9 protein-coding genes are annotated in these 11719 nt (G+C 63.4%); all 9 read right to left on the bottom strand.

The genetic code is table 11. The features are described 5' to 3' along the window. Positions 1-77: 77 nt before the first annotated feature. The gene (locus tag FNZ07_RS19640) at positions 78-686 is read right to left on the bottom strand and encodes a DUF924 family protein (RefSeq protein ID WP_091018362.1); all 609 of its coding nucleotides are present in this window, start codon (positions 684-686) and stop codon (positions 78-80) included. Next, entirely contained in the window at positions 683-1414 is a 732-nt protein-coding gene (locus FNZ07_RS19635; protein ID WP_091018364.1) for an alanyl-tRNA editing protein, read from the bottom strand. Before FNZ07_RS19635 ends, FNZ07_RS19640 begins: the two co-directional genes overlap by 4 nt. A gap of 124 nt (positions 1415-1538) precedes the next feature. Next, positions 1539-3209, bottom strand: coding sequence for an FAD-dependent oxidoreductase (locus FNZ07_RS19630; protein ID WP_091018366.1), 1671 nt, complete (start codon positions 3207-3209; stop codon positions 1539-1541). A gap of 59 nt (positions 3210-3268) precedes the next feature. Beyond that, positions 3269-3703 carry a group II truncated hemoglobin gene (locus FNZ07_RS19625; RefSeq protein ID WP_091018369.1) on the bottom strand — a complete coding sequence of 145 codons (435 nt, stop codon included), beginning with the start codon at positions 3701-3703 and terminating at the stop codon, positions 3269-3271. Positions 3704-3746: 43 nt separating this feature from the next. Then, entirely contained in the window at positions 3747-6236 is a 2490-nt protein-coding gene (locus FNZ07_RS19620; RefSeq protein ID WP_177228331.1) for an ABC transporter permease, read from the bottom strand. 80 nt (positions 6237-6316) lie between these two features. Further along, positions 6317-6934 (bottom strand): DUF4126 domain-containing protein, encoded by a 618-nt coding sequence (locus FNZ07_RS19615; protein WP_091018696.1) that lies wholly within the window; start codon positions 6932-6934, stop codon positions 6317-6319. A 484-nt stretch (positions 6935-7418) separates the two neighbouring features. Continuing rightward, positions 7419-8624, bottom strand: a complete 1206-nt coding sequence (locus FNZ07_RS19610; protein WP_091018373.1) for a glycosyltransferase family 4 protein — start codon at positions 8622-8624, stop codon at positions 7419-7421. A gap of 358 nt (positions 8625-8982) precedes the next feature. After that, the gene (locus tag FNZ07_RS19605; RefSeq protein WP_091018375.1) at positions 8983-9927 is read right to left on the bottom strand and encodes an AEC family transporter; all 945 of its coding nucleotides are present in this window, start codon (positions 9925-9927) and stop codon (positions 8983-8985) included. A gap of 42 nt (positions 9928-9969) precedes the next feature. Beyond that, entirely contained in the window at positions 9970-11688 is a 1719-nt protein-coding gene (locus FNZ07_RS19600; RefSeq protein ID WP_091018377.1) for an NAD-dependent malic enzyme, read from the bottom strand. Between the last annotated feature and the right edge of the window lie 31 nt (positions 11689-11719).

Below are 11719 nucleotides of genomic sequence, written 5' to 3'. Positions count from 1 at the left end.
GTGCGCGCCCCAGCGATACCGATGAACTGCTTCGAGTATTCGTGCACACGACACGAGAAACTACCGCGCTCGACAAATCAGAACGAAGAACCCGGTTGCCGCAAGAACGCGATCTCCGCTTCAGTAGACGGCCGGCCAAGCAACGCATTGCGATGCGGGAAACGTCCGAACCGCTCGATCACATCGGCGTGACGCACCGCGAACCGGTAGTAATCGGCGCGTGCGCCGTCGGGCTGGGCGTCGAGCTCTTTAAAAAGCCGCAGCGACTCCCGCTGGCTCGCCATCGATTCATCGTGTTCGAACGGCAGATAAGCGAATGCGCGGTGATGTACGGTGGGCAATTGCCTGTCGTCGCCGCACGCCACCATCCCGGTTGCGACTTGCAACGCCTTCGGGTCCGCAGCAAATGCACGCGCGGTGCCGCGATGGCAGTTGCGCGAGAACTGGTCGAGCACGATCACGAGCGCAAGCGCACCGACTGGCGTGCGCATCCAGTCGTCGAAGACGCCTTCGCGGGCCGCGTCGATCAATACGCCGAAGCGCTCGCGCAGCATCGTATCGAAGGCTTCGTCACGCGCGAACCATTGCTTGCGCGGCTCGCCGAAACCAGCGGCATCGGGCGCACCAAACCAGCATTCGAGCACATCGCGCGCACGCGGATCGAGCGTTGCGTCGCTATCGCTCATGCAAACTCCAGCACGAGACGACGCGTGCGCGCACTCTTTTTCTCCAGCTTCGCAACCCGCAACGCACCGATCTCCTGCGTGTTGCGAACATGCGTGCCGCCGCACGGCTGCAGATCGATTCCTTCGATGCGCAGCAGCCGCACACGCCCGAGACCCATCGGCGGCTTCACGCTCATCGTGCGTACGAGTTCCGGACGCTGCTGCATTTCTTCGTCGGTGATCCACTCGGTCGCGACGCTGTGCGCGCCGCCCACCAGTTCCGCGAGCCGCGCTTCAACGAGCTCGCGTTCGATCGGCTCGACGGTGGCGAAGTCGAGCCGCGCGTAGTCGATCGTGATGCTGCAGCCGTCGACCGGATAGGGCAGCACCGCGCACATCAGATGGCTCGCGGTATGCAGGCGCATGTGCCGGTAGCGGCGCGCCCAGTCGAGCGTTGCGGTCACGCGATCGCCGACGGAGAGACGTGCGAGCAATTCATCCTGGTCCGCAGCGGGCACGTGTACCGCGTCGTCCGGGGTCGCGCCTTCGAACTTCGCCTTGCGCGTATCGGCGATTGCAATGTGCGTACCGTCGGCGAGCGTCAAGGTGCCGGCGTCGCCGGCCTGACCGCCGCCGAGCGGATAGAACACCGTCTGATCGAGGTGGATGCCCTGCTCGTCGATCGCAGTGATCGCGGCATCGCAGTGCGTGAGATAGGCGTCCTCGCGAAAGAGTGCGCGCGTGGTCATGAGTGGGGTCTCCGTATTTCTGGTGCGAGCGGTCATTATGCCGACCGGGAGGCGCAGCGAAGAAGGCAACTGCACCCGCCCACGTCAGGACTGTACTGGGCGATTCGCCGGGCCAATCGCGTCGTCAGGGCCGGGCAAGGTATTGATGCACCGCCTGAATCGCAGCTGCTCCCTCCCCCACCGCGGCCGCCACTCTCTTGACGGAGCCGCTGCGCACATCGCCGACCGAAAAGACACCGGGCCGGCTGGTCTCCAGATCGTGGGGCGGCCGGTCTGCGGTCCAGTGTTCGCCGGTATCGGCACCGGTCAGCACGAACCCGTCCTTGTCCAGGGCGACGCAATCACCAAGCCAGCGCGTACTCGGCTCAGCACCCAGAAACAGGAAAACGTGCCGCATCGGCTTGTGTTCGATCTGCCCCTGCCGGTCCCAGCGTATCGCCTCAAGCCGCGATTCGCCGCACAATTCGACGATCCGCGTCTTCGTGTGCAACGTGATGTTGGCCGCCGCATCGATCCGCCGGATCAGATATGCCGACATGCTGGCGCTGAGCCCATCGCCACGCACCACGACGTGCACGTGGCGCGCGAATCTCGCGAGAAATACCGCAGCCTGCCCGGCCGAATTCCCGCCGCCAACGATGATCAGCTCTTCGTTCTTGCAGAACCCGCCCTCCATGAACGTCGCGCTGTAGTAGACGCCGCGGCCTTCAAAATGCTCGAGACGGGGTAGGTCCGGTTTCCGATAGCGCGCACCGGTAGCAATCACGACAGCACGCGCGTAAACACGCTCGTTGTGATTGAGGCCGATGTGAAACGATTGGGTATCCGTGCAATCGATCGTTAGTGCTTCTATCGGCACGCCAACCTCGGCGCCGAACTTGCGGCATTGCGACAGACCGCGGCCCGCTAATGCCTGCCCGGATATGCCCGTAGGAAAACCAAAGTAATTCTCGATCTTCGAACTCATGCCGGCCTGTCCGCCCGGGGCTTTGGCATCGAGCACCGCGACCGTCAATCCCTCGGATGCGGCATACACCGCAGCGGCGAGCCCTGCGGGTCCCGCCCCCACCACCACGAGGTCGAAGTGCTCGCCGTCGAGCCGGTCCGGACTCAGGCCGATGGCATCCGCGACGGCCCGGTGGCTCGGTTGCTTCAGCACGACGCCTTGCAGCGTGATCACGACCGGGATGTCGGCTTCGGTCGCGTCATAGCGCGTCAGCAGCTCCTGGGCCTCGCTGTGCTCGACGATATCGAAGTAAGCCGCAGGCTGACCGTTGCGACTCAGGAAATGACGCAGTCGTAGCGTAGTGATCGACGACGTACTGCCAATCACCATCAAACCCACTTGCTGGCCCTGGATGAAAGCGACCCGGCGCAGGATATAGGCGCGCATGATCGTTTCGCTCAACTCCGCTTCCGCAATGACGAGCGCGTGCAGCGATTCCTCATCGATCACGATGACCTCGCAATCGCTGATGGCGCGCACCGTCGCCACCGCTGCCCGGCCAGCGAGCGTGCCAACCTCGCCGGTAAAACTGCCGGGGCCATGTATGCCAAGCAGTCGGGGGCCGTCAATGGACCCCCTGCTCCCTTCGATGGTGCCGGACAGAATGGCGAACATGCTCGTGTGCCGGTCGCCTTCGGAATAAAGGACGTCGCCGGCCTTCAGCTTGCGCCGCTCGCCGTAGCGCTCCACTATTGCTAGTTGCGCTTCGTCGAGCGTGGGATGGATCTGATGATGGCGGCTGCCGCCTGACAACAGATCGCTGGGTTTGCCTAAAGAGTCTTTGTTCATGGTGGATTTCATCGAATCAACACAAGGCCCTTGATGTGGACCTGCTGCGTCCACCGGGCCTAAATCTTCTGTACTGGAGAGGGCTGGTTGCGCATCCAGTCTGCCGTATCGAAGAACGAGTGCAGCAGCCGTTCGCGCAACGCAGCGTCGAGGCCTACGTCTTCCATCGCCCACGCCATGCAGCGCAGCCACTGGTCGCGTTCGCTCTCGCCGATCGCAAACGGCAGGTGACGAGCACGCAATCGCGGATGGCCAAAGCGGCTGATGTAGTGGTCCGGGCCGCCCAGCCAGCCGCATAGAAACCAGAAAAACTTGTCGCGCGAACCGTCCAGTGTGGGTGGATGCAGCGAGCGAATGCCCGCGAATTCCGGTTCGATATCCATCAGGTCGTAGAAGCGGTCGATCAGTTCGCGCACACGCGCCTCGCCGCCTACGAGTTCGAACGCCGTGGTCTCGGCGGGTGCAGTTTCCGCTGCTTCGGTTGGTTCAGTCATACGGTTTTCTACTCGACAACAAAGTGGAACGAAAAAAGAAAAATCACGCGTCGCGCAGCGACTGCAACGCCGGACGCGACAGCACATGCCGCAGGCTCAGCCATCCGCCGAGCGCCGCGCACACGACACCGGCCGCCACACCGGCAGGCAGTAGCCACGGATCGAACGACAGATAGAACTCGAAGACGCGTGTGGCCAGCACCCAGCCGATCACCTGCGCGCCGATGGCCGCCATCAACCCCGATAGCGCGCCCACCGCGACGAACTCCGCGATCTGCACCGCCCGCACCTGGCGATGCGACGCGCCGAGCGCGCGCAGCAGCGCGGATTCTCGCATGCGTTCGTCGCGTGTGCCGGCCAGCGCCGCGTACAGCACGAGCACGCCGGCCGCCAGCGTGAACGCAAACAGGAACTGCACGGCGCCGATCACCTGTTCGAGGACGTTCTGCACCTGCGCCAGAATCGGCCCCATATCGATCGCGGTGAGCCCCGGCCAGGTCGCGATCAGGTTGTCGATCACGCCCTGCTGGCTCGGCGCCAGATGGAAGCTCGTGATGAACGTTGCCGGAAAATCGCGCAACGCACTGGGCGGCATCAGCACGAAGAAGTTCACCTTGAACGAACCCCAGTCGAGCTTGCGCACGCTTGTCACGGGCGCATCGACGGTCAGGCCCGTCACGTCGAAACGCAGCACGTCGCCGGGTTTCACGTTGATCAGCTTCGCAAGGCCCTGCTCGATCGAGATCTGCGGCTTGTCGCTGTTGCCGTACCACTCGCCGGCGGCGATGCGGTTGTCGCTCGGTAGTGTCGTCGTGTACGACAGGTTGAACTCGCGATCGACGAGCCGGCGCGCGTCCTCGCTCTTGTACGAATCCGGGTTCACCGCTTTACCGTTGATCGCGACGAGCCGGCCACGCACCATCGGCGACAGCGTCGCGTCGGGCCAGCCGTGCGTCGTCAGATACTGCGTGACGGCCGCGCGCTGATCGGGCTGGATGTCGATGATGAATTCATTCGGTGCATCGGGCGGCGTTGATTTGCGCCAGCCATTCACGAGATCGTTGCGTGTCATCGCGATCAGCAGCAGACACATCAGGCCGATGCTCAACGCCGTGATCTGCAGCGCGCTCGCGCCGCTGCGCCGTTCGAGCGAGGCGAGCGCATAACGCCAGCCGATCCCCGCGTTCAGACGCTCGCTGCGTACGAGCCGTGCCGACGCCCACAACGCCACACGCGCCACGCACATGAACACGAGCAGCCCGCCTGCAAAACCACCCGCGACAATACCGCCGAGCTTCAACTCGCCCGCCGCGACGATCAGCAGTGCGGCGAACAGTACGATGCCAAGCGCGTATGCCGCCCACGCAGTGCGTTCCGCTTCGCCCCACTCGCGCCGTAACACGCGCACCGGCGGCACACGCGTGAGCGGCAACAGCGGTGGCAACGCGAAGCCGAGCAGCAGCACAAGGCCCGCGGCAATCCCTTCGAGCGCCGGCAATACGCCAGGCTGCGGCAGCGTGACATCGATCAGACTGCCGAGCCACGCCAGCAGTGCAAGATGCCCTGCGTAGCCGAGCGCCACGCCGAGCGCGCCACCGAGCAGACCGAGCGCCACGAATTCGATCGTGAAGAGCGCGCGCAGCGTGCGCTGGCTCACACCGAGACAACGCATCGCCGCGCAACCGTCGAGATGCCGGCGCATGTAGCGATGCGCAGCCATCGCGATCGCAACGGCCGCGAGCAGCGCGGTCAGCAGCGAGACGAGCGTAAGGAAGTGACTCGCGCGATCGAGCGTCTGCCGTACTTGCGGCTGGCCGTCCTGTAGCGATTCGAGCGCGACGCCGCGCAGCTTGCCGCCGTCGATCTGTTGATGCGCCCATTGCGAGAACGTCGCGACCGACGGTTCGGCACCGGCCACCAGTAGCCGGTACGTGACGCGGCTGCCGTAGGTGATGAGACCGGTCGACGGCAGATCGTCGAAACGCAGCATCAGGCGTGGCGAGAAATTGACGAAGGCAAAGCCGCGATCGAGTTCGCGCGTAATCACCGCGCCGATCGTGAAGCTGCGGCTGCCGACCCGCACCGCGTCGCCGACATTCAGCTTCAGCGCCTCGAGCAGCGCGGGATCGACCCAGACGACGCCAGGCGGTGGAATCGATGTGGCGGGATGGTCGGCGGCGGTCGGTGAAGAGGCGATGCGCAGTTCGCCACGTAACGGATAACCCGTCGAGACAGCCTTCAACGCAGCGAGGCGCGAGAGTGGCTGAGCGCCACCTGTACCGACCATGCTCGGAAAGATTGCGGTGGTAGCGGTCTCGAGATCGAGCGCCTTCGCCTGCTGGAAGAACTTCGGCTCGACCGGATGATCGGCGCGCACGATGAAGTCGGCCGCGAGCATCTTGCGTGCGTCGCGCTCCAGTCCCTTCTGCAACCTGTCACCGAGAAAGCCCACGCTGGCGAGCGCGGCGACGGCCAGCACGAGCGCCAGCAGCAGCATCGTGAGTTCGCCCGCGCGCCAGTCGCGTGCGGTCATCCGCCACGCCTGACGCAGCAGATCGGGCCATGCAAGGCGATGCGCCGCGGTGCGCGGCAAGGGGGTCTGCGCAGCGTCGCTCAATCGTGCCTGCCTCTGAGCGAGCCGAAGCGCGTCACCATATGCGTCGCCATCCCGCGATAACTGCCTTGCACGCCGCGCCACAGACGCGGCAATGCCCAGCCGGCGAGCGCGAGGAAGCCGATCAGCAGCACGAGGAACAGCAGCGGGACAAACAACGCGAGCAGCAGGCCGCCGAACACGAGGCCATCTTCGGCCGTCGACGTCACGATGTTCGACACCGGTTCAGGTGACAGGTTGATCAGTGCCCGCGTGCCCGCCTTCGCGAGATGGGCAGTGCCGGCGAGCGTGCCGCCGGCCAGCGCCGCGACCGTCAGCAGCGCCGGATCGGCATGGCCGAACGCGCCGACCGCGAGTACGGCGCCGGCGGGAATGCGGATAAACGTGTGTACGGCATCCCAGAGGGAATCGAAAGCGGGGATCTTGTCGGCGAGAAACTCGGTGACGGTGAGCACGGCGGCCGCACCGATGACCCACGGCGACGACAGCACGGACAGCGTATCGGGCAGATGGATGAAGCCGAGGCGTTCGAACACGCCGGCAAGCAGGACCGTCAGATAGAGGCGCAGGCCGCTACCCCACGACAGACCTGCTGCAAGAGAAAGAGGTTCAAGCATGGCCGCCTCCTGGCGCGCGCTGCATGCCGGGTGCTTCGGCCGGTTCGCGGGATCTCCGCTGCTCGTGCATGGAATCGCATCGATTAGCATGGAAAACGCGTGGAACCCGCCGCGCCGAAGCCGCCGATCCCGCGCAAAGCCCGTCTGCCATAGCGGACCGCGAGCGCGGGGAAGTTCAGGTTATTCAGGTAAATATGGCTTTCATTATAGCCACGTTAATTCGCGGCCCACTGGAGAACGGCTGGCGGGTGGTGTGCGCAGCGGACTCATCATCCGCTTGCAGCAGTTCATGGCGACTTCGGCGACCACCCGCCCCGCCAATGGCGACAAGGCTTCCGAGGATTTAACCTTGTCGCACCGCCGCGCACGGCGTGGCGGTTTTCGGGCGAATCGAACGCTGACACTAACGGGCAAATAAGGGGGAAATAAGGGGAAAACGATAGGCCGATCAATGCGAAGCGGGCCTGATCCGCGACGTGCGACATCATTGTCGCGCGGTGTTTGCAATCTCTTGTGTCATCTTGCGCAGAAAACCGTCGAGCGAAAAATCGCGCTGTGCATCGGCACGCCCCTGATCGGCGAGACGTTGCGCGAGGTCCGGCGATGCACGCAAGGTACTCACCGCATCGGCGAGTTCCTTCTCGTCACCAAGCTGGACAAGCCAGCCATTGTGCCGGTGCCGGATGATTTCGGTGACGCCGCCTGCCGCAGTCGCGATGACCGGCTTCGTGGCCGCCATGCCCTCGACGATCACGCGCCCAAACGGCTCCGGTTCCGTCGACGTATGTACGATGACGTCCATCGCCTTCATCCATGCAGGCACATCGTCGCGAAAGCCGACGAAGTGCACGCGCTCGGTGACGCCGAGGCGCTGCGCGAGGCTATGTAGCTCCTGCGCGTAGGCGTGCTCGCCATACAGCGCATCGCCGACCAGTACCAGATGCACGTCGTGCAGACGGGCCAGCGCGGCAATGGCAACGTGCTGCCCCTTCCACGGTGCGATCCGGCCAAAAAGTCCAGCGAGCCACACGTGTTCGGGCAAACCGAGACGCCTTCGCAGAGCTGCGATGTCACCGGCATCGAGCGTGCCGAAACTATCGAAGATGCTCGTGTCGATGCCGTTGTGCACGACGGCCAGTGTGTCGGTCGCGCACCCGGTAAGTGCAGCAAGCGCTTGCGCGGACGCGTGCGAATTCGCGACTACGCGATCGACCATATGGCGAACCATCCATTTGACGATGACACGCTGGACGAAGCCGAAGTGTTGCGCCGACATGATGTCGTGCAGGTACCAGATGACGGGCCGGCGGTGAAACGGCTTACCGAGCGCGCCGAGTACGAGTGCCTTTTGCGTATTCAGAAACAGGACGTCGAAACGTTTTGCCTCCGCGGCGATTGCCCGCACCTGGCTCGCGATACCTGGTAGCGCGCGCAACCAGCCGAAGCGCATCGATTGCCGATGAATGTTCGACACATGCTTGCTGCCGATCACCTGCACGTGCACGCCAAGCGCTTCGAGCCGCGTGCGAAACGGTCCCTCCGACAACAACACCACCTTGCCACGAGACGCATACAGGCCTGCCAGCGACAGCAGTGCAAACTCCGCCCCACCGAGCTGGCCGCTCTGATCGACGAACAGTACCGTGAGCGCCTGGGTGCCGGCGTTCTCCGCAGGCTGAGGTAGGTTCATAACGGCTCCCGTGTGCACAGGCAAGCCGTTTCTTGCGAATACGATGCATCACTAAGCGCTCTCATCGCGGATCGTCCGTTCGCTTTACTCCGAGAATGCTGACAGACTCACCCGCTATATCTGGGCAAGTGTCAGCGGCCGGCTAGAAGCGTAATCACAAGAGCCGATCTTGTGTGTCGCGATTTGTAGCGAACCATCGAACGCGTATGTGTTGTCCGCCAGGTCGGTGGCTCAGATGTCCCGGCCGCTATTCCACCAGCATGACGCGAAGCGCGTCGAATGGGGCGAGGCGGTTTGCCTGGCGCTGTCGCGCCAGGCGTTTGCAGCGTTACAGCAGAACGCAGCAGGTTGCCGTCGATCAGAAGAAATAAGCAATCAGCAACCCTTCCGTCAGCACGCCCAACAGGGTGCTGACGAGAATCGTGGCCGTTGCATCGGTGGTGTAGGTGTTGCTCTTCAACGCGAACATCGCGGCAGCCGTTGCAGTCGGCACCGCCCCGGTGATCACGGCTTGATGCGCAGGCGCGCCGACCACACCGAACAGCACCGCACCGAGTGCCATCAGCGCCGGCTGCAGGAGATTCTTGATCCCGAGGTTGGTCAGCACATTGGCATTGATGACGAAGCGCTCGCCGTACAGCATCAGTCCGAGTGCAAATAACGACGTCCCGCCGGCGGCCTTCGCTATCAGGTCGACAGACGTGAGCACCGGTCCGGGCAACGTGACGTGCGCGAAGCTCAGCACCATGCCGAGGATAGGCAGCCAGACAATCGGATTGATCACCGCACGCACGATGCTCTGCCAGAACACCTTCAGCGCCTCCTGCCATCCGTTTCCTTCGGTGCCTTTACCGTGCAGATTCGTCAGCACGATAGTCAACGGCAGCATGAAGATACTGGTGATCAGATTACCGACCAGCACGGCGAGAAACCCCTCGGGTCCGAACACCGCCGCCAGAATGGGCGCACCGAAGTAAGCCATATCGGGAAACGCGCACACCAGCGCCTGCATCGTAGCCGTACGCAGATCGTGTTTGAACACATAGCGACCGACGAGCAACGCAATCACATAAGTGCCCATCAACCCGAGCGTCAGGCAGGCGGCAAAGCCCACGTTCTGCAGTTTGTCCGGCGAGGTCTTGACTGCGCCTTCGAACAGCGCGAAAGGCAGAGCAAAACGAATCACCAGAGTGGCAAGCACGCCGGCATCGGCGTGCTTCAGCAGACCGAGCCGGCACGATAGCCAGCCAAGCCCGATGACGAACGCGACCGGCAACAACCCATTGAGAATGGTGTTGAGCACAGCAATACCCCCTTTTTTCTGCTTTGACTGCTTCGGGCTGGCTTAAACGGCGCTGCTTTTGGTCCGGCTATACGGGACGTAGTGCGGAGCCCAGATCTTCGCGCGGATGAGGCCTTCTATCTGATCGGTATCGACGCCCTTGGTCAGTCCGTCCTTATGCGCCTGAAGCGCCACCGCAAGCGCCACCGTCACCGACACTTCGCGCAGCGAAGTCACAGGCGGCAGCAGATTGCTGCGCGGATCGTTGCGCGCAGGCGATGCTGCGGCCAATGCTTTCGCCGCGACCATGAACATCGCGTCGGTGACGCGTTCGGCCTTGACGGCAATAGCACCCAGACCGACGCCAGGGAAGATATACGAGTTGTTGGTCTGGTCCACCTTGAACTTCGCGCCATTGCGGGTGAGCGGCGGGAACGGGCTACCCGTGCCGATCACAGCCCGGCCCTCGCTCCACGCTTCGAGGTCTTCGGGAGTCGCCTCGGCACGTGAGGTTGGATTCGAGAGCGGGAAAATGACGGGCCGCTTGTTGAACTCGGCCATCGCGCGCACCACCGGTTCGGAAAACGCGCCCGGCTGCCCCGACACACCGATCAGCACAGTCGGCTTCGCGTTGCGCACGACGTCGAGCAGCGCGATCTTGTCCGGATGATCGAGCGTCCAGCCACCCACCGCCGACTTCTGCTGCACGAACGGTTGCTGGAACGAAGCCAGACCCTCCATGCCCTCGACCAGCAACCCATCGCGATCGACCATGAAGAAGCGTTGCCCAGCTTCGCTGTCCGACAGACCCGCGTCCGTCATCGCCTGGCGAATCAGGCTCGCAATCCCGCAGCCGGCCGAACCGGCGCCCATCACCGCAATGCGTTGCTCGGTGAGCGGCACACCGGTGACGTTGATCGCCGACAGCAGCGTGCCGGTCGCGACGGCCGCGGTGCCCTGGACATCGTCGTTGAATGTGCAAAGGCTGTCGCGGTAGCGCTCGAGCATACGGGTCGCGTTATTCTTCGCGAAATCTTCCCATTGCAGCAGCACGTGCGGCCAACGCTTGATGACTGCCTGAACAAACGCGTCGATGAAATCGTCGTACTCCTGTCCGCGCACGCGTTCGTGGCGCCAGCCGATATAGAGCGGATCGCTCAGGCAATCGGGGTTGTCGGTGCCGACGTCGAGCATGATCGGTAGCGTGGTGGCCGGATGAAGACCGCCGCAGCCCGTATAGAGCGCGAGCTTGCCGATCGGAATGCCCATGCCGCCCGCGCCCTGGTCGCCAAGGCCGAGAATGCGCTCGCCGTCGGTGACGACGATCGCCTCGACGTTATCGAAACGCGGATGCGCGAGGATCGCTTCGATACGGTTCTTGTGCGGCAAACTGAGGAACAGTCCGCGCGGCTTGCGGAACAGCTTGCTGAATTGCTGGCAGCCGGCGCCGACTGTCGGTGTGTACACGACCGGCAACAACTCTTCGAGGTTCTGCACCAGCAGTGCGAAAAACAGCGTTTCATTGCTGTCCTGCAGTTCTCTGAGAAACGCATAGCGTTCGAGATCGGTTGCGAAACTACGCAGCACCTGCAGGCGGCGCGAGACCTGTTCTTCGAGCGTGCCGATATTCGGAGGCAAGAGCCCATGCAGATCGAAGAGATCGCGTTCGGCTTCGCTGAATGCCGTGCCCTTGTTGAGTAGCGGATCGGCGAGCAACTCATAACCGGAGAGCGACGTTATCAGGTCGGATGAAGCCGCTGCGTTGCGAGAGGCGTTGGGCATCGTAATCTCCTCGAATGGATCAACGGAAAGA

The sequence above is a fragment of the Paraburkholderia megapolitana genome, from assembly GCF_007556815.1.
GTDB classification, from domain to species: domain Bacteria; phylum Pseudomonadota; class Gammaproteobacteria; order Burkholderiales; family Burkholderiaceae; genus Paraburkholderia; species Paraburkholderia megapolitana.
Note: the sequence above shows the minus strand (reverse complement) of the source record. Positions and strands in the feature narration are given on the sequence as shown.

Coding starts and splice junctions, on each gene's coding strand:
- FNZ07_RS19610 (WP_091018373.1), bottom strand. CDS start 8,624: ATGAACCTACCTCAGCCTGCGGAGAACGCCGGCACCCAGGCGCTCACG.
- FNZ07_RS19615 (WP_091018696.1), bottom strand. CDS start 6,934: ATGCTTGAACCTCTTTCTCTTGCAGCAGGTCTGTCGTGGGGTAGCGGC.
- FNZ07_RS19630 (WP_091018366.1), bottom strand. CDS start 3,209: ATGAACAAAGACTCTTTAGGCAAACCCAGCGATCTGTTGTCAGGCGGC.
- FNZ07_RS19640 (WP_091018362.1), bottom strand. CDS start 686: ATGAGCGATAGCGACGCAACGCTCGATCCGCGTGCGCGCGATGTGCTC.
- FNZ07_RS19620 (WP_177228331.1), bottom strand. CDS start 6,236: ATGACCGCACGCGACTGGCGCGCGGGCGAACTCACGATGCTGCTGCTG.
- FNZ07_RS19635 (WP_091018364.1), bottom strand. CDS start 1,414: ATGACCACGCGCGCACTCTTTCGCGAGGACGCCTATCTCACGCACTGC.
- FNZ07_RS19600 (WP_091018377.1), bottom strand. CDS start 11,688: ATGCCCAACGCCTCTCGCAACGCAGCGGCTTCATCCGACCTGATAACG.
- FNZ07_RS19625 (WP_091018369.1), bottom strand. CDS start 3,703: ATGACTGAACCAACCGAAGCAGCGGAAACTGCACCCGCCGAGACCACG.